This window comes from Streptomyces sp. NPDC048288 (assembly GCF_043201555.1).
Taxonomy (GTDB): domain Bacteria; phylum Actinomycetota; class Actinomycetes; order Streptomycetales; family Streptomycetaceae; genus Streptomyces.
The window spans coordinates 245094-271016 of the sequence record NZ_JBICZD010000008.1 but is presented as its reverse complement, the minus strand read 5'-3'; the positions used below and the strand labels follow the sequence as shown (position 1 = coordinate 271016).

Below are 25923 nucleotides of genomic sequence, written 5' to 3'. Positions count from 1 at the left end.
TCACTCCCGCACTGTAGGACGGGAGTTGGGGCGGCTCCTACAGGGGTGTGACGTACGCCCCGGAGATCCCGCCGTCGACCAGGAAGTCGCTGGCGTTGACGAAGGAGGAGTCGTCGCTGGCCAGGAAGGCGACGGCGGCGGCGATCTCCTCGGCCTCGGCGAACCGGCCGAGCGGGATGTGCACCAGGCGGCGGGCGGCCCGCTCGGGGTCCTTCGCGAACAGCTCCTGCAACAGGGGGGTGTTGACCGGTCCGGGGCACAGGGCGTTGACGCGGATGCCCTCCCGGGCGAACTGCACGCCCAGTTCCCGGGACATGGCCAGAACTCCCCCCTTGGAGGCGGTGTAGGAGATCTGGCTGGTGGCCGCGCCCATCCTCGCCACGAAGGACGCGGTGTTGATGATGGAGCCCTTGCCCTGCTGCCGCATGTAGGGGATCGCGGCCTTGCAGCACAGGTAGACGGAGGTGAGGTTGACCTCCTGGACGCGCTTCCACGCCTCCAGGCCGGTCTCCAGGATGGAGTCGTCGTCGGGCGGCGAGATACCGGCGTTGTTGAAGGCGATGTCGACGCTGCCGTAGGTGTCGAAGGCGGTCTTGAACAGCGCCTCGACCTGCTCGGCGTCGGTGACGTCGACCTTCACGAAGATCCCGCCGACCTCCTCGGCGGCGGCCTTGCCGCGGGCCTCGTCGACGTCGCCGCAGACGACGTGGGCGCCCTCGGAGGCGAGCCGCCGCGCGGTGGCGAGGCCGATGCCGCTGCCGGCTCCGGTGATGACGGCCGTACGGCCGACGAGTCGGCGGCAGACGATCTCTGCGGCCTCTTCGGTGGATGCGGTCACTGTGCGGAGCCCTCCGTGCTGATGAAGACGTTCTTGGTTTCGGTGAAGGCGGTGAGGGCGTCCGGGCCGAGTTCACGGCCGATCCCCGACTGCTTGAAGCCGCCGAAGGGGGTCCAGTAGCGGACGCTGGAGTGGGAGTTGACGGACAGGTTGCCGGCCTTGACGGCCTGCGAGACGCGCAGCGCGCGGCCGACGTCCCGGGTCCAGATGGAGCCGGAGAGCCCGTAGTCCGTCCCGTTGGCGAGCCGGACGGCCTCGGCCTCGTCGTCGAAGGGGATGACGGCGGCGACCGGTCCGAAGACCTCCTCGACGGCCACCCGTGCGTGCGGGTCGACGCCGGTGAGGACGGTCGGCGGGAACCAGAAGCCGGGGCCCTCGGGGGCCTTGCCCCGGATGCCGGGCGCGTCGGCGTCGACGTACGAACGGACCCGCTCCAGCTGGGCCTTGGAGATCAGCGGGCCCATGTCGGTGCTCTCGTCGGCCGGGTCGCCGACGGTGACGGACTCGACGGCCGGGGCGAGGAGTTCCAGGAAGCGGTCGTAGACCGGGCGTTGGACGAGGATGCGGGTGCGGGCGCAGCAGTCCTGGCCGGAGTTGTCCAGGAAGGACATGGGGGCGGCGGCCGCGGCGGCCTCCAGGTCGGCGTCGGCGAAGACGAGGTTGGGGCTCTTGCCGCCGAGTTCGAGGGTCACCCGTTTCACCTGGTCGGCACAGAGCGCCATGATGCGCTTGCCGACCCGGGTGGAGCCGGTGAACACGATCTTGGCGACGCCCGGGTGCCGTACGAGCGCCTCGCCCGCGAGGTCGCCGCGGCCGGGCAGCACCTGGAAGAGGTGCTCGGGCAGGCCCGCCGCCAGGGCGAGTTCGGCGAGTCGGAGGGCGGTGAGCGGGGTGGTCTCGGCGGGCTTGAGGACCACCGCGTTGCCCGCGGCCAGCGCGGGGGCGGTGCCCCAGGCCGCGATGGGCAGCGGGAAGTTCCAGGGGGCGATCACGCCGACCACGCCGAGGGGTTCGAGGAGGGTGACGTCGAGGCCGCCCGGGACCGGGATCTGGCGGCCGGTCAGGCGCTCCACTCCCCCGGCCGCGTAGTCGAGCAGGTCGCGGACGTTGCCGGCCTCCCAGCGGGCGTTGCCGATGGTGTGCCCGGCCTCCCGGACCTCCAGCCGGGCCAGTTCCTCCCGGTGTTCGTCGACGACGACGGCGAAGCGGCGCAGCAGCCGGGCCCGGTCGCCGGGTCCGAGCGCGGCCCACCGCTCCTGGGCTTGCGCGGCCCGTCGTACGGCGGTGTCGACGTCCTGCTCCCCGGCCCCGGGGACGGTCGCGATCACCTCCTCGGTGGCCGGGTTGAGCACGTCGAGTTCGTACGGGTGCTGTTGCGACAAGTGGTGCCTCACATGCGTTCGAAGGAGCGGCGCAGCTCCCAGTCGGTCACCGCGGCGTCGAAGGCCTCCAGCTCGACGCGGGCCATGTTGCGGTAGTGCGCGACGACCTCGTCGCCGAAGGCGGCCTTGGCGATGGGGCTGTTCTCCCAGAGCTCGGCGGCCTCGCGGAGCGTGGTCGGGACGTGGGCGAAGTCGGCGGTGTAGGCGTTGCCGGGGCAGGCCTCGGGGAGTTCCAGCTGCTGCTCGATGCCGTACAGCCCGGCCGCGACCAGTCCGGCGACGGCGAGGTGCGGGTTGACGTCGCCGCCGGGCAGCCGGTTCTCGAAGCGCAGGGAGCGGCCGTGGCCGACGACCCTGAGCGCGCAGGTGCGGTTGTCGTTCCCCCACGCGACGGCGGTCGGGGCGAAGGAGCCCGGCTGGAACCGCTTGTAGCTGTTGATGTTGGGGGCGTAGAGGAGGGAGAAGTCGCGGAGGGCGGCGAGCTGTCCGGCGAGGAAGTGCCGCATCACGTCGGACATGCCGGGCCCGTCGGGGGCGGCGAAGACGCCCTGGCCGTCCGCGTCCGTCAACGACAGGTGGATGTGGCAGGAGTTGCCCTCCCGCTCGTTGTACTTGGCCATGAAGGTGAGGGAGACGCCCTCCTGGGCGGCGATCTCCTTGGCGCCGGTCTTGTAGACGGCGTGCTGGTCGCAGGTGACCAGGGCCTCGTCGTAGCGGAAGGCGATCTCGTGCTGTCCGGGGTTGCACTCGCCCTTGGCGGACTCGACGGTCAGGCCGGCCGCCGCCATCTCGTTGCGGATCCGGCGGAGCAGCGGCTCGATCCGGCCCGTCCCGAGCACCGAGTAGTCGATGTTGTACTGGTTGGCCGGGGTCAGCCCCCGGTAGTTCGCGTCCCAGGCCGCCTCGTAGGTGTCCTTGAACACGATGAACTCCAGCTCCGTACCGACCTGTGCGGTGTAGCCGAGTTCGGCGAGGCGCTCCAGCTGGCGGCGGAGGATCTGGCGGGGCGCGGCGACGACCGGGGAGCCGTCGTTCCAGGCGAGGTCGGCGACGAGCAGGGCGGTGCCCGCGTTCCAGGGCACACGGCGGAGGGTGGACAGGTCGGGGTGCATCGCGAAGTCGCCGTACCCGCGGTCCCAGGAGGACATGGCGTACCCGTCGACGGTGTTCATCTCGGTGTCGACGGCGAGGAGGTAGTTGCAGCCCTCGGTGCCGTGGTGCAGGACCTCGTCCAGGAAGAAACGGGCGGAGAACCGCTTGCCCTGCAGCCGCCCTTGCATGTCGGGGAAGGCGAGGACGACAGTGTCGATCTCACCGCTCGCGACGAGGGTGTGCAGTTCCTCGATGCTCAGCGGGGGTGTGCGGTCTGCCACGGGGGAGCTCCTTCGGCTTCTTTCACGATGGTGCTGTGCTTCTGTGGCCGGGGCGGGAGCTCTAAGGTATTGGTGAGAACCATTGCTTGGGAAGGGGGTACGGCCATATGTCGCTGGACGCGGACGGCGCCCTCGACGATCCGTTGACTCCGGTGCTGCGACCGGTGCGGGCGGGCAACGGCTTCGAGGAGGCGCTGGAGCAGATCCTCCAGGTGGTCCGGCTGGGGCTGGTCCCGGGCGGCGAACGGCTGCCCGCCGAGCGGGAGCTGGCGGAGCGGCTGGGGATCAGCCGGGTGACGCTGCGCGAGGTGCTGAAGGTGCTCCAGGACCAGGGTCTGGTGGAGTCCCGGCGCGGGCGGTACGGCGGCACGTTCGTGCTGCCGCGCGCGGACGCGGGCGGCGAGGACGAGCTGCGGCGCCGGATCGCCGAGGTGGACATCGAGGACGTGCTGCGCTTCCGCGAGGTGCTCGAGGTGGGTGCGGCGGGCCTGTGCGCGGCCCACGGTCTGACCGGCGAGCAGGCGGGCCGCCTCCGCGAGGCCCTCGCCCGCACCCACGAGGCCCCGCTCGCGGACTACCGCCGCCTGGACACCCTCCTGCACCTCACGATCGCCGAGCTGTGCGGCTCGCCCTCGCTCACCGCCCAGTACGCGGCGGTACGGGCGACGGTCAACGACCTCCTCGACTGCATTCCGCTCCTGGTGCGCAATCTGGAGCACTCCCAGCGCCAGCACATCGCGCTGGTGGAGGCGGTGCTGGACGGGGACGCGGACGGTGCCCGGGAGATGATGCGGGAGCACTGCGCGGGGACGGCGGCGCTGCTGCGGGGCTTTCTGGCGTAACGGCCCATCGGCGTGCCATAAAGGTACGCACGAACACCTTTGTGACACGGGAGGGGCCCATGCCCGGACGGCCGCTGATCGGCGTGAGCACATATCTGGAGGCCGGCGCCCGCTGGGGCGCCTGGGAGCTGGAGGCGGCCCTGCTGCCGGCCGGCTATCCGCGCCTGGTCCAGCGGGCGGGCGGCCTGGCCGCGATGCTGCCGCCCGACGACCCCGAGCACGCGGCGGCGACGGTGGCGCGGCTGGACGGCCTGGTGATCGCGGGCGGCCCGGACGTCGAGCCGGTTCGCTACGGCGCCGAGCCCGACCCCCGCACCGGCCGCCCGGCCCGCGCCCGGGACGCCTGGGAGCTGGCCCTGATCGACGCGGCGCTGGCGGCGGGCATACCGCTGCTCGGCATCTGCCGCGGCATGCAGCTGCTGAACGTCGCCCTGGGCGGCACCCTCGTCCAGCACATCGACGGCCACGCGGAGGTCCCCGGCGTCTTCGGCAGCCACCCGGTCAAGCCGGTCCCCGGCACTCTGTACGCCGGGACGGTCCCCGACGAGACCTCCGTCCCCACCTTCCACCACCAGGCCGTGGACCGCCTCGGCGAGGGCCTGCTGGCCTCCGCGCACGCCACGGACGACGGCACGGTCGAGGCGATCGAACTCCCCGCCGACCGCGGCTGGGTCCTCGGTGTCCAGTGGCATCCCGAGATGGGCGAGGACCTGCGCGTCATGCGGGCCCTGGTCACAGCCGCGTCCTGAGCCACTCCAGCGCCGCGTCGCCCTGCGCGCGCTGGAACGCGCGCAGGGTGGGCAGGCCGGGCGGCGCGGGCCGCACCGAGTGCTCCAGGAAGAACCCGGCGAGCGCGGCCAGCGCCGCGGTGACGGCGTCGCGGTCGGCGTCCCGGCCGAGCGGATGCGCCCCGAACACCCCCTCCGGATCCGGCCCGCCCTGGGCCCGCACACACGGCAGCATCACCAGCAGGTCGAACCACGGCGCGGCCCGCACGGCATGCGGCCAGTCCACGAAGACGACTCCCCCGTCCCCCGTCAGCAGCATGTTGTCGGCCCGCAGATCGGCATGGGCGAGCGTGTCCCCGCCGACGGCCCCAGGCCACGGCTCGGCGAGACGGGCCAGCTCGTCCAGCCGTGCGACGGTCCATCCGTCGAGCCGGCCGACGGCTCCGTCGGGGCCCTCCATGAGCCTGCGCCAGCCGTCGAAGGTGTCCGCGAGGTGCTCGGCGGCGGGCGGGGCATCGACCGGGGACGGCGTGAGCGTACGACCGAGGGTGCCGACGGCGTCGAGAACGCGCCCCAGTTCGTCCGGCCGCCAGGGAATGTCCGGCTGACGCCCGTCCACCTCCTCGAAGACCAGCGCCACCCAGGTGCCGTCGTCGTAGCTGCCGAGAAGACGGGGCGCGGGGACGGCGGCCGGCAGCGCGGCGGCGTTCCGGGCCTCCGCGCGGTGCAGGTCGGGACTGTGCGGGTTCACCTCACCGCTGACCGCCTTCACGAACCCGGTGCGCTGACCGGCGGTACGGACCCTGGCGGCAACACCCGGCGAGAACCCGCCGGGCTGCGTGACCGCATGCACGACCGGCCCACCACCGAGAACCTCGGCAACAGCACCGCGAACGGCCCCGGGCAGAGCCTCCCAGGGCATACGGGCACCTTCGGCGGGCGGAGCGACACGGATGGCCATGACCGGATGCTGCCCCCGCCTCACCCCCCACCGCCACACATTTCCCCCCACCACCGACCACCCACCACCCACCCCCGCTTGCCCGCCCTCGACTTGAGGCTGCCGCTCCCAGCACCCCCGGCGGGGAGGGGTCAGCCTCGGGTCAGTGACAGCAGGTCTCGTGCGGGTCCCGTGGGGCGATGCCCGGTCGGCCAGACGGCGCGGAGGTCGCGGCGCAACGCGACGCCCTCCACCGGGATGCTCACCAGCCGGCGCATGGCGAGTTCCTCGCCGACGGCGAGTTCGCTGAGTACCGCGGGGCCCGCGCCGCTGACCGCCGAGGCCTTGACCGCGGTGGTCGAGGAGAGTTCGATCAGTGGGCGGGCGAGGCCGCCGAGGGCGACGTCGAGGACCTGACGGGTGCCGGATCCGCGCTCGCGGAGGATGAGGGGGGTGGCGGCCAACTCCTCGGCGGCGAGCGGGCGTCGGCGGCGGGCCCAGGGGTGGGCGGGGGCGACGACGACGATCAGCCGGTCATGGGCGATCACCGCGGAGTCCAGGCCCGGCGGGACGGTCAGCCCCTCCACGAAGCCCAGGTCGGCCTCGTCGGCGAGCAGCCGCTCGGCCACCGCCGCCGAGTTGCCCGCGAGCAGGGAGACCGCCGTGTCGGGGCGCTGGGCGCGCAGCGCGAGCAGCCAGCCCGGCAGCAGGTACTCGGCGATGGTCATGCTCGCCGCGACCCGCAGCCGCGAGTCCCGCCGGTGCCGCAGCGCCTGCGCCCCCGCGTCGAAGGCCTCCGCCGCCTCCACCACCCGCCGCGCCCAGTCGGTCACCAGCGCCCCGGACTCGGTGAGCCGGGAGCCGCGGGGCGAGCGGTCGACGAGGGCCACGCCCAGCTGCCGTTCCATCGAGCGGATCCGGCTGCTGGCCGCCGGCTGGGTGATGCCGACCTCCCGCGCCGCCGCCCCGAGACTCCCCAGCCGCGCCACCGCCAGCAGCAGCTCCAGCGCCCCGAGATCCGGCACCCGGTGCGCCAGCGTGCCACCACCACCCGCCCGTTCCTCCGCCTGGCTCATAAACACAGCTTATGCCCCCATAGAACAGCGCTCCCTGGTCGCGGGCGTCGGCCGGCGGGACCGTGGAGGCATGGTCACCGCAGTCCGGTATCTCGGTCCCAACTGGTACGCCTCGGTCATGGGCACCGCGGCGCTCGCTCTCGGCGGTGCAGCGCTCGGTGGCGGCGGCCCGCGGGGGCTGTTCGTCGGCGTGTGGGCGCTGTCGCTGCTGCAGCTCGTGGTTCTGCTGGCCGCCCGCGCCCTGCACTGGATCCACCACCGCGACCAGGCCCTCGCCCAGCTGCGCGATCCGGCGGTCGCCCCCTTCTACGGCTGTCTCTCGATGGCGCTGCTGGCCGTCGGCGGCGGCGCCCTGGCGCTCGGGCGGGACTGGATCGGGGAGCCGGCGGCCGTCGTGCTCGACGCCGTGCTGTTCGTCGCCGGTACGGCCGTCGGGCTGACGGCGGCCGTCGCCGTGCCGTACCTGCTGGCCGTACGGCATCGGGTCGAGCCCGGTCAGGCCACCCCGGCGTGGCTGCTGCCGCTGGTCGCGCCGATGGTGTCGGCGGCGCTGGGGCCGCAGCTCGTCCCGCATCTGCCGGCGGGGCAGCCGCGCGAGACCCTGCTGTTCGCGTGCGTCGCGCTGTTCGGGATGAGCCTGCTGGTCACCCTGCTGATGCTGACCCTGGTCTTCGCCCGGCTGGTCACCAGCGGCCCGCTCCCCCTGGCGCTCACCCCGACGATCCTGCTGGTGCTGGGGCCGCTCGGGCAGTCGACCACGGCGGTGGGCGTGTTCGCGGACCTCGCGCCCGGGGTCGTACCGGCCCCCTACGCGGCCGGTTTCGGCCTGCTCGCCGTTCTCTACGGCGTTCCGGTGATGGGCTTCGCGCTGCTGTGGCTGGCGCTGGCGGTCGCGCACGTGGCGCGGGCCCGGCGGCACGGCATGCGGTTCGCGATGACCTGGTGGTCGTTCACCTTCCCGGTGGGCACCTGTGTCACCGGCGCGGCGGCCCTCGCCCGGCACACCGGCCTCGTCGCCTACGACGCGCTGGCGGTCGGCCTGTACGGCCTGCTGGTGGCCGGCTGGCTCGCGGCGGCGTCCGGCACCGTGCGCGGACTGCTCAGCGGCGAGCTGCTCGCAGCGCCTCGGCCAGCGCCCCCGGCGCTGTCGCCAGCGACGGTCCGTACCACGTCAGGTGCCGTCCGCTGACCAGCGCGCAGGGCAGTCCGGGGAACGCCTCCGGGCCGTCGTCGGCGGTGAAGCGGTAGGGCTCGTCCGGGAGGACGACCAGGTCGGGGGCGGCGTCGTTCAGCTCCGCGACCGGCACACGGGGGTAGCGCTCGGCGTGGGTGGCGTACACGTTGGTGAAGCCGAGCCGGTGCAGGACGTCGCCCGCGAAGGTGTCCCGGCCGAGGACCATCCAGGGGCGTCGCCAGATCGGCACCACCACGGTTCCACGGGGTCCGGGCCCCGGTGCCGACCAGGCCGCCTCGGCCTCCGCGAGCCAGCGGGGGCGGGGGTCCGCGCCGCAGGCGGCCAGCACCCGGGCCAGTTCCCGGAAGGCCTGGGGCACCTGCCGTACCTCCGTGACCAGCACCTTCACCCCGGCCGCGCGCAGCGCGTCGAGGTCGGGGGCGCGGTTCTCCTCCTCGTTGGCGATCACCAGGTCGGGGGCGAGGGCGAGGATCCGGTCGAGGTCGGGGTTCTTGGTGCCGCCGATCCGGGGGACGTCGAGGTCGGCCGGATGGCTGCACCAGTCCGTGGCGCCGACCAGCGCTCCCGGCGCGGACACGGCCACCGTCTCGGTGAGCGAGGGGACCAGGGAGACGACCCGCATCAGCGCGGACGGTCCTGGACCGCCTCGATGTGTTCCGCCACCGCCACCACGATCACCCTGGTGTCCGGGACCGTCGCCCGCCAGCGGTGCCGGACCCCGCCGGTGAGGTACAGGGTGTCGCCGCGGCCGAGGCGGTAGGCGCGGCCCTCGGCCTCGATCTCCACCGCGCCGTCGGCGACGTACATCAACTCGTCGTTGCGGTGCTGGAATTCGCGGCCGGCGTCGTGGTCGCCGGTGAACTCGGAGGCGTGCAGCTGGTGGTGACCGCGGACCAGGGAGCGCACCCGGGGCGCGAAGTCCGGCTCGGTGGTGCCGTCGGCCCGTACGACGTCCACGCTGCACGCCGGGTCGGCGGCGGCGAGGAGTTCGACGGCGGTGGTGCGCAGGGCGTCGGCGAGCTTCTCCAGGGAGGTGCGGCTGGGGCGGGCCCTGTCGTTCTCGATCTGGCTCAGGAAGGGCACCGACAGGCCGCTGCGCTCGGCCACGACGGCGAGGGTGAGCTCCAGCGAGCGGCGGCGCCGTCGCACTGCCGCGCCCACCCGCACGGGCTGCTGGTCTTTGTGGTCGCCCATCGCTCCGGCTCCCTCCTTCGCTCGTCGTTCCGTCCCTCGGGTGTCCGGCGGCGGCCGGGCCCCTCCTGAGGGGTTCTCTGCACCCTACGCATGTTCGGCAAACCGTTTCAGGCGGCCGTCACATCCCCGTCACGTCCGGTGAGCCCGACCCTCACAGTTCGCGCCAGTACACGAGCTCGCCGGACTCGCCGGGCGCGGACTCCTCCTTCGGGATGAAGACGCTGACCAGGAGGGCCGGACGGCCGTCGGGGTCGGTGATCAGCGCGGCCGACGGATTGGCGAAGGCGCGGCTGCCGCCGGGGGTGCGCAGGCCGACCCGGTCGGCCCGGCCGGAGACGGGGTCGTAGGCATACGTCGACCAGCTCCCGAAGTCGTTCCGCAGGCGCTGGCCCTCGATCAGGACGAGGGGGCGCCCCATGAGTTCAATGCGCGAGCGGTCGCCGATGTTCCCGGCGGTGCCCCAGGCGAGGAGTGCCTGGTCCAGGCGGTGATCCGGGCGCGCCTGCCAGAGCGTGAAGTCCCTCAGCGTGGCCCGGAGTTGGCGGTCGACGGCGCAGTCGGACCGGTAGTGGCCGGTCAGTTCCACGGTGTCGCCGCGGACCGCGGTGATGTCCGGGGTGCCCTCGGCGCAGTCGGACAGCGTGCGGGGGGCGTCGAACGCGCGGTCGGACCTTCCGGCCAGCAGCGCGGCGAGGTCTGGGTAATGCCGTAGCGCTATGTGGTTGGCCGGATCCTTTTCGTAGGCGAGGACCCATCCGCCGGTGCCGTCGGGGTGCAGGGAGGGCTGGCTGGTGCCGGCCCCGAAGTCGTGGCGGCGGGTCCAGACGCGCAGGTCGGTGGAGGTGGCGACGGCCGTGTGGAAGCGGCCGTCGGCGAGGGTGGTGTGGTAGACGGCAAGGTAGCCGCCGCCGTACGCCGCGGGCACCGGGGTGATCTCGGCGGTGTCCATGGTGCGGCCGGTGTCGTCCCGGGCGTCGAAGACCGCGCCGTCGGCCTGTCCCACGTCCCCGGCGAGCGCCTCGAAGCGGGCGGTGGCCGCCGAGGCCGGGTCCGGGCTCGCCTCCGACAGCCGGGGGACGGTGACCGCGGCCGTCACAAGCAGCAGGAGGGGCAGCAGCCGGCGGATCACGGGGTGCTCACAGGAAGGCGCGGGGGCGGGGCGTCAGAGCGTACGGCCCCGGGCCCCGACCGGTGCCGGGTGGGCGGGGTGGGGTGCGCCACACCCCGCCCGGCCGCTCAGGTCCCGACCGGCGCCCACTGGTCGACGAGACCGGGGTTCCGCTTCAGCCAGGAGCGCACCGCGTCCTGTTCCCTGCCCTCGCCGGCCTTCTGGATGGCGGCCTCCAGGCCGGTGAGCTGCCGCTCCGTCATCGAGAAGTCCTTGAGCCACTTGCCGACCCGCGGGTTGTCGTCGGCGAAGCCCTTGCGGGAGAGGGTGTGCACGCCGTCGCCGGAGCCCCAGGCGCCCCGCGGGTCCTTGAGCTTCTTGAGGTCGTAGTCGCTGTAGGCCCAGTGCGGGGACCAGAGCGTGACCAGGATGGGCTGCTTCTTGGCGTAGGCCCGCTTCAGCTCGGCGAGCATGGCGGGCGTGGAGCCGTCGACGACCCGGTAGGTGCCGTCGAGGCCGTACTCCTTGAGCACCTTGGTCTTGAGCAGGCCCATCATCCCGGCGCTGGGTTCGATGCCGACGACCTTCCCGCCGAACTCGGCGGCGTGGTTCTTCAGGTCGGCCAGGGAGTTCACGTCCTTCACGTAGGAGGGGACGGTGAGCTCCAGGGAGGTGGGCCCGTACCAGCTGCCGAGGTCGTCGAGCTGCTTGCCGTACTTCTTCCAGTACTCGGCGTGCGTGGTGGGCAGCCAGGAGTCGGTCTCGAAGTCGAGCTGGCCGGTGGCGAGGCCGGTGTAGAGCGGGCCGGCCGTGTACTGGGTGGTGGTCACCCGGTAGCCGCGTTCCTCCAGGATCTCCTTCCAGAGGAAGGTGGAGGCGATGCCCTCGTCCCAGGGGATGTAACCGATCTTGAGCTCCTTGCCCTGGCCGACATTGGTGGCCGAGGCCCGGTCCGTGCTGTCGGAGGCGGAGCCGAAGACGCCCATCCCTCCGGCGACCAGGGCGAGGACGACCACGCCGACGACGGCCACCACCGGGCGGGGGCGGTGGGTCCACGGGGTCGGGCGGACCTTGGCGGCGGCCCGGCGGCCGAGCGGGGAGAGCTGGGTGCCGAGCGCGCTGGTCATCCGGTCCAGGTAGATGGCGAGGACGACGATGCCGACGCCCGCCTCGAAGCCGAACCCGATGTCGAGCCGGCCGATGGCCTCGTTGACGGCGCCGCCGAGGCCGCCGGTGCCGACCATGCCGGCGATCACGACCATGGACAGGCCCAGCATGATGACCTGGTTGACGCCCGCCATGATGGTGGGCAGCGCGAGCGGCAGCTGGACGCGGAGCAGGGTGTCCCGGGGTGTGGTGCCGAACGCCTCGGCGGCCTCGACCAGTTCGGCGTCGACCTGGCGGATGCCCAGCTCGGTCATGCGGACGCCGGGGGCGAGCGCGAAGATCAGGGTGGCGATCACACCGGCGGCGGTGCCGAGACCGAAGAAGAGGATCGCCGGGATCAGCAGGACCATCGACGGCATGGTCTGCAGCAGGTCCAGGACCGGCCGCACGGTGGCGCTGACCGCCTTGGAACGGGCCGCCCAGACGCCCAGCGGTACCGAGACGACCAGCGCGATCACGGTGGCGACCAGGACCAGCGCCAGGGTGGACATGGCCCGGTCCCACAGGTCGAGGGAGTCGACGAGCGCGAACCCGGCGAAGGCGAGGACGCCCGCGCCGGCGCCGCGCAGCCACCAGGCCAGTACCGCGAGGATGCCCGCGAGCAGCAGGGGTGCGGGGGCGGTGAGGACGCCGTCGATGCCGTCGTACATGCCCTCGACGACCGTACGGATCGCGTCGAAGAGCCAGGACATGTGCGCGACGAGCCAGTTGACGCCGGAGTCGACCCAGTCGCCGAGACGCAGCCTAGGCACGGGCGGTCACCTGCTCTCCGCCGTCGCAGACCACGGGCGTGTCGTCCGCCTCCGCGAGGAAGCCGACCAGCCGCTGCCTCGGTACGACGCCCACGACCGTGTCCTCCGCGTCGAGGACGGCGACCGGGTGGCTCAACCGGGCGCTGAGCGCGCACAGTTCGGTGAACGGGGTGTCGGGGGTCGCGGTGGCGCAGCCGCAGTCCGCCTCGTCGCCGCGGACTTCGGGGTCCATGACGGCGGCGGCGGTCAGGACGCGGGAGCGGTCGACGTCCTGGATGAAGGAGGCCACGTAGTCGTCGGCGGGGCGCAGCAGGATGTCCTCGGCGGTGCCGGTCTGGACGATCCGGCCGTCGCGCATCACGGCGATGCGGTCGCCCAGGCGCATGGCCTCGTTGAGGTCGTGGGTGATGAAGACGATGGTCTTCCTCAGGGTCTTCTGGAGTTCCAGCAGCTGGTCCTGCATGTCGCGGCGGATCAGCGGGTCCAGGGCGCTGAACGACTCGTCCATGAGGAGCAGGTCGGCGTCGGTGGCCAGGGCACGGGCCAGACCGACGCGCTGCTGCATGCCGCCGGACAGCTCGTCGGGCCAGGAGTCCTCCCAGCCGGCCAGTCCGCACAGCGCCAGGGCCTCGTCGGCGCGGCGGTCGCGTTCGGCGCGGGGCACGCCCTGCACGGCCAGGCCGTAGGCGGCGTTGTCGCGGACGGTGCGGTGCGGGAAAAGCGCGAAGTGCTGGAAGACCATGCTGATCTTCCGCGAGCGCAGTTCGCGGAGTTCGCGGTCGGTGAGCGCGGTGAGGTCCTGGCCGTCGAAGCGGACCTGGCCCGCGGTGGGTTCCAGCAGGCCGTTGAGTGTGCGCAGCAGGGTGGACTTGCCGGATCCGGACAGGCCCATCACGACGAATATCTCGCCGGCCTCGACCTGGAAGGAGGCGTCGATCACGGCGGCGGTGGTGCCGTCGGCGCGCAGCTCCTCCCGGTCGGTGCCCTGGCGGAGCCGCTCCACCGCTTCGTCCGTTCGTCTGCCGAACACCTTGTACAGGTGCTCGGTCTCAAGCCTGGGTGACACACGAACCTCTCTCTCGGGGGCGCGGGGCCTTGGAAACAAAGGGCCCGGCGCCTCGGGGGCGCAGGACAGAAGCCGCGCCTGCCCGGGTCCGCGCAGGTCAAACGCATGAGTGGGCCAGGTCACCAGGTCTGCACAGCCCCCGACCCGTCGTGGAGCACCGGTCGCCGTCAGTGCCGTACGGCATGATGCGTGGCGTGACCGCACGACTGATGCTTCTCGACACCGCCTCGCTGTACTTCCGCGCCTACTTCGGCGTCCCGGACTCCGTGAAGGCGCCGGACGGCACGCCGGTCAACGCCGTGCGCGGGCTGCTGGACTTCATCGACCGGCTGGTCAAGGACCACCGCCCGGACCGGCTGGTGGCCTGCATGGACGCCGACTGGCGGCCGCAGTGGCGGGTGGACCTGATCCCCTCCTACAAGGCCCACCGGGTCGCCGAGGAGCGGGAGACGGGACCGGACGCGGAGGAGGTGCCGGACACCCTCTCCCCGCAGGTGCCGGTGATCGAGGAGGTGCTGGACGCGCTCGGGATCGCCCGGGTCGGCGTCGCCGGGTACGAGGCGGACGACGTGATCGGCACCTTCACCGCGCGCGCCGACGGCCCGGTGGACATCGTCACCGGCGACCGTGACCTCTACCAGCTGGTGGACGACGGGCGCCGGGTGCGGGTGCTGTACCCGCTGAAGGGCGTCGGCACCCTGCAGACGACGGACGAGGCGTGGCTGCGCGAGAAGTACGGGGTGGACGGGCCCGGGTACGCGGATCTGGCGCTGCTGCGCGGCGACCCGAGCGACGGGCTGCCGGGCGTGCCGGGCATCGGTGAGAAGACGGCCGCCAAGCTGCTCGCCGAGTTCGGTGACCTGGCCGGGATCATGGCCGCCGTCGACGACCCGAAGGCGAAGCTCACCCCGTCGCAGCGCAAGCGGCTGGACGAGGCCCGCCCGTATGTCGCCGTGGCGCCCAAGGTGGTCCGGGTCGCGGGTGACGTACCGCTGCCGGACGTGGACACCGTGCTGCCGAAGGCCCCGCGCGACCCGGCCCGGCTGGACGCGCTGGCGGCGCGCTGGGGCCTGGGCGGCTCGCTGCACCGGCTGCTGGTGACACTCGGCGGGTGACGGCCTGAGAATTGTTCTGGCAAAACGCGCTCATCAAGTGTTCATGGAAGAGGTGTTAACTGGGATCGAGGTGCTAACTTAGGTAAACCTAACCAATGGAGCAGGGAGACCGGTCATGGCAGAGCGCCCGGGTCGCAAGCCGCGTAAGCCCCAATCCGCCCAGGTCGTGCGCACCGAACGGCTGACCCCGCACATGCAGCGTGTGGTCCTCGGCGGTGACGGACTGGCCGGCTTCGCCGCGGACACCTGCACCGACCATTACGTCAAACTCCTCTTCGGCCCGGAGGGCGTCACCTATCCGGAGCCCTTCGACCTGGAGCGGATCCGCGCCGAGTTCCCGCGCGAGCACTGGCCGGTGACCCGGACCTACACGGTGCGCGCCTGGGACGCCGAGCACCGTGAGCTGACCCTGGACTTCGTCGTGCACGGCGACGAGGGCCTGGCCGGGCCGTGGGCGTGCCGCGTCCAGCCGGGCGAGACCGTGCGTTTCATGGGCCCCGGCGGCGCCTACGCCCCCGACACGGACGCCGACTGGCATCTGCTCGCCGGCGACGAGAGCGCGCTGCCCGCGATCGCCCGCTCCCTGGAGTCCCTGCCCGCCGGGTCGCGGGCCTTCGCCTTCATCGAGGTGCCCGGCCCCGAGGAGGAGCAGAAGATCGACTCCGATGTGCCGGTCGTCTGGCTGCACCGCGGGGACCGGCCGGTCGGCCAGGCCCTGGTCGCGGCGGTACGGGCGCTGGAGTTCCCGGAGGGCCGGGTGCACGCCTTCGTCCACGGCGAGGCGAGCTTCGTGAAGGAGCTGCGGGCGCTGCTGCGCGTCGACCGCCGGATCCCGCGCGAGGACCTGTCGATCTCCGGCTACTGGCGCCTGGGCCACAACGAGGACGGCTGGCAGGCCTCCAAGCGTGACTGGAACGCCCGTATCGAGGCGGAGCAGGAGAGCGGCGGGGCGGCCGCCGCCTGAGAAATCCGTGAGCCCGGCCCGAGGACCGTGTGACCCAAGGGGCCTGGAGACCGCGTGATCCAAAGGGCCCGGAGACCGGCGGCACCCGGAGGCGCCGCCGGTCCGTGTCATCCGTGGGGGCCGGTCACACCGACCGCTGGTAGGAGCGGAAGGTCCTGATCGACAGCCATACGGCCGCGACCGCCAGCGCCAGCAGCGCGCCGCCGCGACCGAGCACCGCACCCCAGTCGGGGTCCGCGGACATCGCCGAACGGCCCGCCACCATCGCCCAGTCGAGCGGGTTGAAGTCGGCGATGTGCCGTATCCAGCCGGGCATCTGGGACGGTGCCATGAAGGCGCTGGACAGGAAGGTCAGCGGGAGCAGCAGGAAGGTGTTGATCCCGATGATCGACTCCCGCTCCCGCACCAGCATGCCGAGCGCGTTGGACAGCGCCCCGAAGACGGTGCCGAGCAGCACGGCGGCCACCACCAGGACCGCGATGCCGCCGATCCCGCCCGGGTAGTCGGCGCCGCCCAGCAGCCCGAGCAGCACGATGATCAGTGACTGTCCCGCGGTGATCAGGCCGTTGTTCACCACGTTGCCGTTCATCAGCGCGGCCCGGCTGACCGGAGTGGTCAGGAAGCGGTTGAGGGTGCCGCGCTGGATCTCCTCCAGCGTGCCCATGCCCGCCCACATGTTGGAGCTGAGGGCACTCATCACGACCACGCCCGGCACCAGGTAGTCGAGGTACGAGGTGGTGCCGAAGCCGCCCAGCTCGACGACCTTCTTGAAGAGGCTGCCGAACAGGAAGAGCCAGATCACCGGCTGGATCAGGGTGATGATCGCGTACGCGGGCTGGCGGGCGAAGACCAGCAGCTGACGCTGGGTCATGTACCAGGTCTGGGTCAGGGCGTTGCTCATCGCGCACCTCCGGCCAGGGCGAGCGCCTCCGCGGTGTCGGCCTCCGTGTAGCGGCGGCCCGCGTAGCGCAGATAGACGTCGTCGAGGGAGGGGCGGGCGACGGTCGCGGCGGCCACGCTCACCCCGGCCCGCTCCAGGGCGGCGAGCAGCGCGGGTACGGCGACCGCCCCGTCGTCCGCCCGGACGCTGATCCGGCGTCCGTCGAAGAGCACCTCGTGCACCCCCGGCAGCCCGGTCAGGGCGCCGGCGAGCAGGGTGCGGCCGGCGTCCCCGGGGGTCTCGCGCAGCTCCAGGTGGACGGCGTCGCCGCGGAGTTCGCCCTTGAGGGAGTCGGGGGTGCCCTCGACCACGACCCGGCCGCGGTCGACGATCGCGATCCGCTCGGCGAGCCGGTCGGCCTCCTCCAGATAGTGCGTGGTGAGCAGGATGGTCAGCCCCTCATCCCCCGCCAGCCGGCCGATCTCCTCCCACATCGCGGTGCGGGCCTCCGGGTCGAGTCCGGTGGTGGGCTCGTCCAGGAAGAGCACCTCCGGTCGGTGGACCAGGCCGAGGGCCACGTCGAGGCGGCGCCGCATCCCGCCCGAGTAGCCCTTGACCGGGCGGCTCGCGGCGTCGGTGAGGGTGAAGCGGTCCAGCAGTTCGTCGACCCGGCGGTCGAGGGCGGTACCCCGCAGGCCGTAGAGCCTGCCCTGGAGCCGGAGGTTCTCCCGGCCGGTGGCGACCGGGTCGGCGCCGGAGTTCTGGGCGACCACGCCGATCGCGCGGCGCACCCGGTCCGGGTGGCGCAGCACGTCGTGGCCGGCCACGGTGGCGGTGCCCGAGTCGGGGCGGGCCAGGGTGGTGAGGATCTTGACGGTGGTGGACTTGCCGGCGCCGTTGGGCCCGAGGAGCCCGAAGACGACGCCGGGTTCGACGGTGACGTCCATGCCGTTGAGGGCGGTGACGTCGCCGGGATAGGTCTTGATCAGCTGGCGCGCCTGCACTGCGGGCGCACGGGTGTTCATGACAGGGCTCTCCTGAATGAGCGGATGACAGCTGATCCGCCTGAGGAGCGCCGGGCTATCCTGGGTGTGCCGCACCTCGATCGCCCGGATCTGCCTCTCGGCGGGTTCAGCTCGGGGTTCGAGACCCTGGCGGGGCTGCTGCAACAGCTCCGCCGGGGTCTGTTTCTGTTACCGGTCCACTGGTTCTGCTACCGGTCCACCTCCGTGAACTCCGGCGGGAACTCGCCGGTCTCGTGGAACCGGCGCCAGCCCTCGACGCCCGGCAGTGAACCGTCCCGTATCTCCCGCACGAAGCCGCGGACCCATGCGGTCTGCGCCTCCAGCATGTGCAGGTGGTACTCGACCTCGACGACGAACAGCCGGGGCAGGGTCTCGTGCAGCTTCTCCAGCACGGCACGGCCGCCGGCGACCTCCACCTCCAGGGAGCTCAGCCGCTCCGCCAGCAGGCGCTCGACCTCGTCCGGCGGCAGGGCGCCCATCAGCGAGAGCGCCGTCTCGAAGATCGGGTACTCCTTGGCCGGGACGGCCATCAGGTCCGACAGCCAGTGGACCATCTCCTCGCGCCCGGCCTCGGTGATGCCGTAGACCGTGCGCTCCGGGCGATTGCCCTGCCGCTCCACGTCGGCCACCTCGACGAAGCCGTGCTTCTCCAGGTTCCGCATGACCGTGTAGAGCGAGCCGTAGTTGATCCGGGTGCTGGTGTCCTTGCCCTGACGGCGCAGGGTCTGGGCGATCTCGTACGGATGCATCGGCTTCTGCCACAGGGTCGTCAGCACGACGAGCGCCAGCGGATTGCCGAGCTTGCGCCGCTTCACCGCCACGCCGACCTCCTCGCCTCCGAATATCCGTGACCGAACATATCGCGTGCCCTACGCGAACGTCAATACACACGATGTATCGCGTCTGAGGCGGTCACGCAAGGACGTGAGCACTTGGGCCCGCCCCGGACATGCCGGTGTGACGCGGCGGAAACAGCACGTCCCTAATTTCTGTCGCTCGACAGGAAATCCGCCTGACAGGCAGGTATCGCCGTGACCACCACCGACGAACGTTCGCTGAGGAAGACCGACGACCACTCCCTGGAGGAGTTCGGCTACCGCCAGGAACTGCACCGCAGCCTCGGCCGGTACGCCTCGTTCGCCGCCGGGTTCTCCTTCATCTCCGTACTGACGACCGTCTTCCAGTTCTTCGCCTTCGGGTACGCGTTCGGCGGCCCGGTCTTCTTCTGGGCCTGGCCGGCCGTGCTGATCGGCCAGCTGCTGGTGGCCGCCTGCTTCGCCGAACTGGCCGGGCGCTACCCGATCTCCGGCGCCATCTACCAGTGGTCCTCCCGCCTCTCGAACCCGGCGTTCGGCTGGTTCGCCGGCTGGATCATGGTGATCGGGCAGATCGTGGTGGTCGCGGCGGCCGCGCTGGCCCTGCAGATGGTGCTGCCCGCGCTCTGGTCCGGCTTCCAGCTGATCGGCACGGACGCGGCGCCGACGTCTGCCGACGGGGCTGCCAACGCGGCCGTACTCGGCGTCGTGCTCCTGGTGCTGACCACCCTCGTGAACGTCATGGACAACCGGGTGATGTCCGTGATCAACCGGGTCGGGGTGACCGCCGAGATCATCGGCGCGGTGCTGATCGTCGTGCTGCTGCTCACCCACTCCAAGCGCTCCCCCGGCATCACGTTCCACACCGGGACGGCCGCCGAGGGCGGGCTGCTGGGCGCGCTGCTGGTCGGCTCGTTCACCGCCGCGTACGTGATGATCGGCTTCGACAGCGCGGGCGAGATGAGCGAGGAGACGCACCAGCCCCGGCGCACCGCTCCGCGCACGATCCTCACGGCGCTGGGAGCGGCGGGCCTGCTGGGCGGCCTCGTGGTGCTGGGCGGGCTGCTGGCCGCGCCCAGCCTCACCGACGGGCGGCTGGGGGTGGACGGGCTCAGCTACGTCCTGACCAGCAGCCTCGGGGACGGGGTGGGCCGGGTGCTGCTGGCCGATGTCGTGGTGGCGATCGCGGTGGCGACGCTGGCGATCCAGACGGCGGCCTCCCGGATGCTGTTCTCCATGGCGCGGGACGGGCAGCTGCCGTTCGCCGACCGGCTGGCGCGGGTGAACCCGCGGACCGGGATGCCGAGTGCGCCGGCCGTGGTGGTGGGGGTGCTGTCCGCCGCGCTGCTGCTGCTCAACTTCGTCTCCCCGGACGCGTTTCTGGCCATCGGGACGACGTGCATCGTGATGCTGTACCTCGCCTACGCGATGGTGACCGGGCCGTTGCTGGTGCGGCGGCTGCGGGGCGAGTTCCGGGTCGAGGGCACGGACGAGACCGGGGCGCCGTTGTTCTCGCTGGGGCGGTGGGGGGTGCCGGTCAACGCGGTCGCGCTGCTGTACGGGCTGGTGATGACCGTGAACCTGGCGTGGCCTCGGGGGGCGGTGTACGACCCGGCGGGGGGCCACTGGTACTTCCGGTGGTTCACCGTGTTGTTCCTGGTCGGGACTGTGGTGGTGGGCGGGGTCTGGAGACTCGCCCGGGCGGAGTCCCGAAGTGCGGTCGCTGTGCCGGAACCTGTGGGGTAGGCGGTCGGGTGCGGGTGCGTGGGGGCTGGTCGCGCAGTTCCCCGCGCCCCTAAAGGGGCGTTCCCCTTAGCCTTGACTGCAAATGAGACGTAAGACCACAGCCCCGCCCTCTCCCCTCCCCCAGCGCCAAGGGGTGGACCCCGTTCGGGTGCGGTTGCCCTTCTCTGGTGAGTGGGCGACCGTCGGCGAATACCTCGTGGCCCGGCTCTCCGGAGCCGGGCCCGGTGTCGTGGAAGAGATGCTGGACTCGGGGCTTGTCGTCGGCGCCGACGGGCAGCCGGTGGCTGCCCGCACCCCTTACGCCCCGGGCCTCTACCTCTTCTTCCACCGCGAGCTGCCCCCGGAGGTCCCGGTCCCCTTCTCCCTCGACGTCGTCCACCGCGACGCGCACATCGTCGTCGCCGACAAGCCGCACTTCCTCGCCACCACTCCCCGCGGCAGTCACGTCACCGAGAGCGCGCTCGCCCGGCTGCGGCGGGAGCTGGGGATTCCCTCGCTCGGGGCCGCGCACCGGCTGGACCGGCTCACGGCCGGGCTGGTGCTGTTCACGGTGCGGCCCGAGGAGCGGGGGGCGTATCAGACGCTGTTCAGCGAGCGGCGGGTGCGGAAGGAGTACGAGGCGATCGCGCCGTACGATCCCTCGCTCGCGCTTCCCCGGACCGTGCGCAGCCGGATCCTCAAGGAGCGCGGGGTGCCTGCGGCCAGAGAGATCGAGGGGCCGGTCAACGCGGAGACGCTGATCGAACTGGTGGAGACCAGGGGTGCGTTGGGGCGGTACCGGCTCAGCCCGCGCACCGGGCAGACCCATCAGCTGCGCGTCCACATGAGCGCGTCGGGGGTGCCGATTCTCGGTGATCCGCTGTATCCGGTGGTGACCGGCCCCGTGCCGGACGGTGACTTCCGGCGGCCGCTGCAACTGCTGGCGCGGCGGCTGGAGTTCACCGATCCGGTCACGGGGGTGGAGCATCGGCTCGTCAGCGGGCGGGCGCTGCGGGCCTGGGAGTCGTACGAGGACTGGGCCGGTCGGCCGGACCGTTAGCGGCCCAGCCACCAGCGGCGCAGCCGGGGCCAGATGCCGCGCGGGGCGGCCGGCGGTTCGGGCGCGGCCGGGGCGACGGGTGCCGGAGCCGGAGGGGGCTCCACCGGTTCCGGGGCGGCCGGGGCGGCGGCCGGGCGGACCGTGCCGAGCTGCCAGTCGCTGCGCTGCGGCGGGACCAGCGCGGGGCTCGGCATGAGGGTGACGTCCTGCTTGGGCTTCGGGTCGAAGCGGACCGGCAGCTCGACCAGGTGCCGGGAGGCGATGGACGCGCGCCAGCGCAGCTCGTCCTCGTCGCAGTCCAGCTGGATGTCGGAGAGACGGGTGAGCAGCTGGTCGACGCCGACGTCGGCGATGGCCCGGCCGATGTCCTGGCCGGGGCACTCGTGCGGGCCGCCGCCGAACGCGAGGTGCGAGCGGTTGCCCTGCATGTTGGCGTTGAGGTCGGGGCGGACGCGCGGGTCGACGTTGCCCGGGGCGGGGGCGTAGAGCAGTCCGTCGCCCTTGCGGATGCGCTGGCCGCCGAGTTCCGTGTCCTGCTTGGCGAAGTAGGCGAAGACGGTGCTGAACGGCGGTTCGTCCCACAGGGACTGCTCGATCGCCTCGGGCACGGTCATCTGGCCGCCGTTGAGCTGGGCGCGGAAGCCGGGCTCGGTGAGGACCATGCGCAGCGCGTTGGCGAGGAGGTTCGCGGTGGTCTCGTAGGCGGCGTAGAGGACGACCCGCAGGTGCTGGGCGACCTCGTCGTCGTTGAGTCCGGCCGGGTGGTTGACGAGGTGGCTGGTGAAGTCGTCCTCGGAGCGGGCCCGGCGGCGGGCGGTGAGCCGGGTCAGGTAGCCCATGACGTACTCGTTGCTGGCGATCGCGGTCTCGGTGCCCTTGAGCGCGTCCCGGGTGGCCTCCACGATCCGGTCGTTGTACTCCTCGGGCATGCCGAGCAGTTCGCACATGACGGCCATCGGCAGATGCTCGGAGTACTGGGAGACCAGCTCGGCGCGGCCCTTCTCGCAGAACTCGTTGACCAGCAGCTGGGTGTAGCGGCCGATGAGGCGGCGGATGCTGCGGTGGTCGATGGTGGTCATGGCGCCCTGGACCGCCGCCCGCAGCCGCAGGTGTTCGTCGCCCTCGGCGTGCGAGCAGATGGGCTGCCAGGCGATGTGCGGCATCAGGGGGTGGTCGGGCTTGACCATGCCCTCGCGCAGCGGGGTCCAGACGCGGCTGTCGCGGGTGAAGACGGCCGGCGTGCGCACCATCTGGAGGTTCTCGGTGAGCCCGAGGACCACCCAGACCGGCACGTCGTCGTGGAGCAGGACGGGGGCCACGGCTCCGTGGTCCTCGCGCAGTTTCTCGTACAGCTCGCCCAGGTGGTCCGCGCCGGCGCCGTAGAGCCGTTGCAGTCCGCCGGGGCCGGGGTCGTGCGCCGGGCAGCCGGGCGGTGGGGCCGGGTCGGTGCTGGTGCCGGCCGGGACGGGGGATTCAGGCGTCACAGTGATCGCTCCGGGGAGAGGTGTCAGGTGAGCGCGCCGGACATGGCGAGCGAGTGCAGGAAGCGCATCAGGGTCATCAGGACGTCCCGGCTGGAGGCCCGGCGGCGGGCGTCGCACTCGATGATGGGGATCTCGGGCGACAGGTCCAGCGCGGTGCGCAGTTCCTCGATGGGGTAACGGGGGGCGTCCGGGAAGGAGTTGACGGCCACGACGAACGGCACGCCACGCTCCTCCAGACGCCCCATGACGTCGAAGCTGACCTCCAGGCGCCGGGTGTCGATGAGCACGACCGCGCCGAGGGCGCCCTCGAACAGGCCGTTCCACAGGAACCAGAAGCGTTCCTGGCCGGGGGTGCCGAAGAGGTAGAGGACCAGCTGGTCGGTGATGCTGATCCGGCCGAAGTCCATGGCCACGGTGGTGGCGGTCTTGGACTCGGAGCCGTAGTTGTCGTCGACCCCGATACCGGCCTGGGTCATGGTCTCCTCGGTGGTCAGCGGCCTGATCTCGCTGACGGAACCGACCATGGTGGTCTTGCCGACTCCGAAGCCGCCGACGATCACGATCTTCACCGCGGCCTGGGCGGTGTGCGGCAGATGGTCCTGGGTGCGGGGGCCGGGGATCATCTCAGAGCTTTTGAAGTCCATGCATCACCGCTTCGAGGAGTGAACGGTCGGGGAGCGCCTGGCGGACGATCGGGGCGCGCGCCGTGACCAGTTCGGCCGTGATCAGCTCGGTGATCAGCGCCGTCATCGCACTGAACGGCAGGTTGAGGTAGGCCGAGAGCTCGGCCACGGACAGGGGGGCGAGGCAGAGCCGGAGCAGCGCCGCCTGCTCCGGGGTGACGGAGGGCGGTGGGTCGGCGCGCGCCACGATTAAGGTGACCAGGTCGAGTTCGGCCCGGGCGCCGTCGGCGCCGCTGATCACATAGAGCCGCTCGGGGTTCTTGTTGTCGCCGTCCCCGGTGCCGTCGTTGCCGCCGTCCGCGCCGCCGCTCTCGGGGACCGGCGGCGCGGACGGCAGCGGCGGCTGGTGTTCCGGCCGGGGCTGACGCCGTTTGCGTTGCGGAGGAGTCATACGGTCTGCCCGTTCCGCCGGGGCGGACTGGTGAGGTGGGCGCCGATGCGGACGACGAGGTCGCGCATCATCTCGCTCATCCGGCCGGGTTCGCAGGTCACGTCGGCGAGCACCGCGAGGTAGGCGTTGGCGCCGGCGGACATCAGGTAGAAGTAACCTCTGTCGATCTCGATCAGGACGAGGTTCATGTCCCCGTTGCTGATGGGGAGTTCCTGGGCGACGGCGCCGGCCAGGCTCTGGACGCCCGCGCAGGCCGCGGCGAGCCGGTCGGCGGCGTCGGGGTCGCCGCCGTGCCGGGCGATGCGCAGGCCGTCGGCGGAGAGGACGACGATCATCTCGACGCCCGGTACGCCGTCGGCGAGTTGCTTGAGCATCCAGTCGAAGTTGCCTCGCTGCTGGATCACTTGAGATCCCCCTCGTCGTCGGCCTCGGGGCCGGCCGGGTCGTTGATCAGGTGCAGGTACTTGGTGGGGTTCCGGGTGAAGTCGGTGGGGTGCACACCCGGGTTGTTCTTCTTGAGCCCCTCCCAGAAGGCCTCGACCCAGAGGCCGGGCTCGCGGCGCTCGGGCTCCGGCTCGGGTTCGGGCTCCTTGTGCTGCGACCAGATGGTCGGGTTGCCCTCGCGTTCGGCGCGCTCGATGGCGGCCTGCTCGGCGAGCCGCTGGCTGAGCGGCATCTTCATCCGGCTGCGCCGCTGCGGCAGTCCGCCGGCGGTCCACTCGGTGACCTCGGGGACGTCGTCCTCCATGGAGATCCCGGCGGGGATCCGGGGGCTGGTGGGCCGGCGCTTCTTGGGCGGCCGCTTGGGGCCTTCGAGGGCGCCCAGTTCGGGCTTGGGAATGCCGGTGGCGCCGATGCCGTGGGCGATGCCGGGGGCCGGGTCGGTGGTCATCATGTCGCTGGGCACGATGAGGACGGCCCGGACACCGCCGTACGCCGAGGCGCGCAGCGAGACATCCATGTTGTACGTCGTGCAGAGGCGGCCGACGACGGAGAGGCCGAGGCGCGGGTTCTCGCCGAGGACCTGGATGTCCTTGCCCTGCTTGGCCTTCTCCAGCAGGCCCTCCAGGCGGTCGCGGGCCTCCTCGTTGAGGATGACGCCGGCGTCCTCGATCTCGATGCACACACCGGACTGCACCTCGACGGCGGTGACGTGCACCTTGGTGGAGGGCGGCGAGTAGCGGGTGGCGTTGTCGAGGAGTTCGGCGGCCGCGTGGATGAGCGGTTCGACCGAGGTGCCCTTGATGTTGACCTGGCAGATGGAGTGCAGCTCGATGCGCCGGTACTCCAGGATCCGGGACATGGCGCCGCGCAGCACGCTGTAGAGGGCGACGGGGTTGGGCCACTGGCGGCCGGGGCGGCCGCCGCCGAGCACGGAGACCGAGTCGGCGAGGCGGCCGATCAGCGCGGTGCCGTGGTCGATGCGCAGCAGGTCGTCGAAGACCTCGGGGTTGCGGCCGTGGTCCTCCTCCATCTCCCGCAGTTCGTGGGCCTGCTGGTGGACGATGGCCTGGACGCGGCGGGCGACGCTGACGAACGAGCGCTCCAGGGAGTCCCGCTGGAGGTCCTCCTCGTCGACGATGTCGAGCATGGTGCGGATCAGCACGCGCTGCGACTCGGGGGCGTGGCGCAGCCGGGGGTCGAGGTCGAAGACCTGGCGAATCACCTCTTTGGGCGACTCACCCGCCTTCAGCCGGTACAGCGCGGTCGGGAAGACCTCCTTGCCGAGGCGTTCGATCTCCTCGTCGGAGGTGGTGAGTCGCTGTTCCAGATACGCGCTGTGACGGGCGTGCTCGGCCCGGGCGTCCCGGAGCCTACGGCCGCGGCGTACCGCTTCCGCCGCCGTCACGAGCACCAGCAGCGTACCGACGGCCCCGCACACGCCGACGGCGGTCCGGGCGGGCCCCGCCACCAGGAGGACGGCGGCGGCGGTCGCCGCGGCCATCAGTATGGCGGGCAGCAACAGCACGCGCGCCAGGGAGAGTTCACGGCCTTTGGGAGGCGATTGCACACTCACCATGTATGCCTTCTGAGACGAATCGGCTGGGTGTCGGGGGAGTTCGTGGGGGGAAGGTTCATGGAGCAGTCAGGATCTTCCGTATGTTTGGGAACAGGCGCAC

The 25923-nt window shown here is 72.1% G+C and carries 25 protein-coding genes; 7 read left to right on the top strand and 18 right to left on the bottom strand.

The genetic code is table 11. The annotated features are described in order from the left end of the window. Window positions 1–37: 37 nt before the first annotated feature. Genes ACGFZS_RS28805 through ACGFZS_RS28795 form a run of 3 tightly spaced genes read right to left on the bottom strand, consistent with a single transcriptional unit; the run spans window position 38 to window position 3593 of the window. Entirely contained in the window at window positions 38–838 is an 801-nt protein-coding gene (locus ACGFZS_RS28805) for a 3-oxoacyl-ACP reductase (protein ID WP_393797557.1), read from the bottom strand. Continuing rightward, window positions 835–2220, bottom strand: a complete 1386-nt coding sequence (locus tag ACGFZS_RS28800; protein ID WP_393797556.1) for an aldehyde dehydrogenase family protein — start codon at window positions 2218–2220, stop codon at window positions 835–837. Before ACGFZS_RS28800 ends, ACGFZS_RS28805 begins: the two co-directional genes overlap by 4 nt. A gap of 8 nt (window positions 2221–2228) precedes the next feature. After that, window positions 2229–3593 carry a glutamine synthetase family protein gene (locus tag ACGFZS_RS28795; RefSeq protein WP_393797555.1) on the bottom strand — a complete coding sequence of 455 codons (1365 nt, stop codon included), beginning with the start codon at window positions 3591–3593 and terminating at the stop codon, window positions 2229–2231. A gap of 107 nt (window positions 3594–3700) precedes the next feature. On the opposite strand from ACGFZS_RS28795, the gene ACGFZS_RS28790 reads away from it, so the two are divergent. Both ACGFZS_RS28790 and ACGFZS_RS28785 read left to right on the top strand, forming a co-directional pair. After that, window positions 3701–4435 carry an FCD domain-containing protein gene (locus ACGFZS_RS28790; protein ID WP_365685386.1) on the top strand — a complete coding sequence of 245 codons (735 nt, stop codon included), beginning with the start codon at window positions 3701–3703 and terminating at the stop codon, window positions 4433–4435. A gap of 59 nt (window positions 4436–4494) precedes the next feature. Next, window positions 4495–5184: a gamma-glutamyl-gamma-aminobutyrate hydrolase family protein gene (locus tag ACGFZS_RS28785; RefSeq protein ID WP_393797554.1), complete on the top strand. Its 690-nt coding sequence runs from the start codon at window positions 4495–4497 to the stop codon at window positions 5182–5184. Here the strand turns inward: ACGFZS_RS28785 and ACGFZS_RS28780 are convergent. Continuing rightward, window positions 5168–6124 (bottom strand): aminoglycoside phosphotransferase family protein, encoded by a 957-nt coding sequence (locus ACGFZS_RS28780; protein WP_393797553.1) that lies wholly within the window; start codon window positions 6122–6124, stop codon window positions 5168–5170. The two genes, ACGFZS_RS28785 and ACGFZS_RS28780, sit on opposite strands and share 17 nt — an antisense overlap. 131 nt (window positions 6125–6255) lie before the next feature. After that, a complete protein-coding gene (locus ACGFZS_RS28775; RefSeq protein WP_393797552.1) occupies window positions 6256–7179 on the bottom strand; it encodes a LysR family transcriptional regulator in 924 nt (307 codons plus the stop codon). Between the two features lie 70 nt (window positions 7180–7249). Here ACGFZS_RS28775 and ACGFZS_RS28770 point away from each other — a divergent pair, with 70 nt between their 5' ends. Continuing rightward, on the top strand, window positions 7250–8368 hold the full coding sequence (locus tag ACGFZS_RS28770; RefSeq protein ID WP_393797551.1) for a TDT family transporter: 1119 nt from the start codon (window positions 7250–7252) through the stop codon (window positions 8366–8368). Here ACGFZS_RS28770 and ACGFZS_RS28765 read toward each other — a convergent pair. From ACGFZS_RS28765 to ACGFZS_RS28745, 5 genes are all read right to left on the bottom strand, one after another. After that, entirely contained in the window at window positions 8280–8996 is a 717-nt protein-coding gene (locus ACGFZS_RS28765) for a helical backbone metal receptor (protein ID WP_393797550.1), read from the bottom strand. The two genes, ACGFZS_RS28770 and ACGFZS_RS28765, sit on opposite strands and share 89 nt — an antisense overlap. Beyond that, window positions 8996–9568, bottom strand: a complete 573-nt coding sequence (locus ACGFZS_RS28760; protein ID WP_393661587.1) for a helix-turn-helix domain-containing protein — start codon at window positions 9566–9568, stop codon at window positions 8996–8998. The genes ACGFZS_RS28765 and ACGFZS_RS28760 overlap by 1 nt, the downstream gene beginning before the upstream one ends. A gap of 151 nt (window positions 9569–9719) precedes the next feature. Further along, window positions 9720–10697: a hypothetical protein gene (locus ACGFZS_RS28755; RefSeq protein WP_393797549.1), complete on the bottom strand. Its 978-nt coding sequence runs from the start codon at window positions 10695–10697 to the stop codon at window positions 9720–9722. Window positions 10698–10804: 107 nt separating this feature from the next. Continuing rightward, complete coding sequence (locus tag ACGFZS_RS28750) at window positions 10805–12595, bottom strand: ABC transporter permease/substrate binding protein (RefSeq protein ID WP_393797548.1); 1791 nt, start codon at window positions 12593–12595, stop codon at window positions 10805–10807. After that, window positions 12588–13661 carry a glycine betaine/L-proline ABC transporter ATP-binding protein gene (locus tag ACGFZS_RS28745; RefSeq protein WP_393797547.1) on the bottom strand — a complete coding sequence of 358 codons (1074 nt, stop codon included), beginning with the start codon at window positions 13659–13661 and terminating at the stop codon, window positions 12588–12590. The genes ACGFZS_RS28750 and ACGFZS_RS28745 overlap by 8 nt, the downstream gene beginning before the upstream one ends. A 185-nt stretch (window positions 13662–13846) precedes the next feature. On the opposite strand from ACGFZS_RS28745, the gene ACGFZS_RS28740 reads away from it, so the two are divergent. Both ACGFZS_RS28740 and ACGFZS_RS28735 read left to right on the top strand, forming a co-directional pair. Then, complete coding sequence (locus tag ACGFZS_RS28740) at window positions 13847–14776, top strand: 5'-3' exonuclease H3TH domain-containing protein (protein ID WP_393797546.1); 930 nt, start codon at window positions 13847–13849, stop codon at window positions 14774–14776. Between the two features lie 115 nt (window positions 14777–14891). Further along, window positions 14892–15740 carry a siderophore-interacting protein gene (locus ACGFZS_RS28735; RefSeq protein ID WP_393797545.1) on the top strand — a complete coding sequence of 283 codons (849 nt, stop codon included), beginning with the start codon at window positions 14892–14894 and terminating at the stop codon, window positions 15738–15740. A gap of 124 nt (window positions 15741–15864) precedes the next feature. Here ACGFZS_RS28735 and ACGFZS_RS28730 read toward each other — a convergent pair whose 3' ends face one another. From ACGFZS_RS28730 to ACGFZS_RS28720, 3 genes are all read right to left on the bottom strand, one after another. Further along, window positions 15865–16641, bottom strand: coding sequence for an ABC transporter permease (locus ACGFZS_RS28730; RefSeq protein WP_393797544.1), 777 nt, complete (start codon window positions 16639–16641; stop codon window positions 15865–15867). Then, complete coding sequence (locus ACGFZS_RS28725; RefSeq protein WP_393797543.1) at window positions 16638–17645, bottom strand: ATP-binding cassette domain-containing protein; 1008 nt, start codon at window positions 17643–17645, stop codon at window positions 16638–16640. The genes ACGFZS_RS28730 and ACGFZS_RS28725 overlap by 4 nt, the downstream gene beginning before the upstream one ends. A 188-nt stretch (window positions 17646–17833) precedes the next feature. Beyond that, the gene (locus tag ACGFZS_RS28720) at window positions 17834–18466 is read right to left on the bottom strand and encodes a PadR family transcriptional regulator (RefSeq protein WP_393797542.1); all 633 of its coding nucleotides are present in this window, start codon (window positions 18464–18466) and stop codon (window positions 17834–17836) included. 210 nt (window positions 18467–18676) lie between these two features. Here ACGFZS_RS28720 and ACGFZS_RS28715 point away from each other — a divergent pair, with 210 nt between their 5' ends. Together ACGFZS_RS28715 and ACGFZS_RS28710 are read left to right on the top strand one after the other, a co-directional pair. Next, the gene (locus ACGFZS_RS28715; protein WP_393797541.1) at window positions 18677–20206 is read left to right on the top strand and encodes an amino acid permease; all 1530 of its coding nucleotides are present in this window, start codon (window positions 18677–18679) and stop codon (window positions 20204–20206) included. An 82-nt stretch (window positions 20207–20288) separates the two neighbouring features. Then, window positions 20289–21245: an RluA family pseudouridine synthase gene (locus ACGFZS_RS28710; protein WP_393797540.1), complete on the top strand. Its 957-nt coding sequence runs from the start codon at window positions 20289–20291 to the stop codon at window positions 21243–21245. Here ACGFZS_RS28710 and ACGFZS_RS28705 read toward each other — a convergent pair. The 5 genes from ACGFZS_RS28705 to ACGFZS_RS28685 are packed head-to-tail and all read right to left on the bottom strand — an operon-like array spanning window position 21242 to window position 25823. Then, window positions 21242–22729 carry a cytochrome P450 gene (locus ACGFZS_RS28705; RefSeq protein WP_393797539.1) on the bottom strand — a complete coding sequence of 496 codons (1488 nt, stop codon included), beginning with the start codon at window positions 22727–22729 and terminating at the stop codon, window positions 21242–21244. The genes ACGFZS_RS28710 and ACGFZS_RS28705 overlap by 4 nt on opposite strands. 23 nt (window positions 22730–22752) lie before the next feature. Then, a complete protein-coding gene (locus ACGFZS_RS28700) occupies window positions 22753–23373 on the bottom strand; it encodes an ATP/GTP-binding protein (RefSeq protein WP_355710922.1) in 621 nt (206 codons plus the stop codon). Continuing rightward, window positions 23354–23803 carry a DUF742 domain-containing protein gene (locus tag ACGFZS_RS28695; RefSeq protein WP_365685428.1) on the bottom strand — a complete coding sequence of 150 codons (450 nt, stop codon included), beginning with the start codon at window positions 23801–23803 and terminating at the stop codon, window positions 23354–23356. The genes ACGFZS_RS28700 and ACGFZS_RS28695 overlap by 20 nt, the downstream gene beginning before the upstream one ends. Beyond that, on the bottom strand, window positions 23800–24207 hold the full coding sequence (locus ACGFZS_RS28690) for a roadblock/LC7 domain-containing protein (RefSeq protein WP_046726726.1): 408 nt from the start codon (window positions 24205–24207) through the stop codon (window positions 23800–23802). The genes ACGFZS_RS28695 and ACGFZS_RS28690 overlap by 4 nt, the downstream gene beginning before the upstream one ends. Beyond that, window positions 24204–25823 (bottom strand): sensor histidine kinase, encoded by a 1620-nt coding sequence (locus ACGFZS_RS28685; protein WP_393797538.1) that lies wholly within the window; start codon window positions 25821–25823, stop codon window positions 24204–24206. Before ACGFZS_RS28685 ends, ACGFZS_RS28690 begins: the two co-directional genes overlap by 4 nt. Window positions 25824–25923 lie beyond the last annotated feature (100 nt).